At 37.2% G+C, this 215-nt stretch carries 1 tRNA gene; it reads left to right on the forward strand.

What is annotated here, in order from left to right:
- Window positions 1-66 precede the first annotated feature (66 nt).
- A tRNA-Met gene (locus tag CXF72_RS00630) sits at window positions 67-143 on the forward strand.
- Window positions 144-215 lie beyond the last annotated feature (72 nt).

A 215-nucleotide genomic window follows, 5' to 3' on the forward strand; every position in this document is an offset into this window, starting at 1 on the left:
TGCTGGTTTTTTTATGTCGTTTATAAAACGCCTCGGCAGCAAAGGTTACACTGTAAAGTTAGGAATGGCTAAATAGCTCAGCTGGTTAGAGCACATCACTCATAATGATGGGGTCCCAAGTTCAACTCTTGGTTTAGCCACCACTTACTTAACAAGTAAATCAAATAATAAATCAGCTTATTGCTGATTTTTTTATGCCCGTCATAAAACAACAA

The sequence above is a fragment of the Psychromonas sp. MB-3u-54 genome (assembly GCF_002836415.1).
In the GTDB taxonomy this organism is placed as follows: Bacteria; Pseudomonadota; Gammaproteobacteria; order Enterobacterales; family Psychromonadaceae; genus Psychromonas.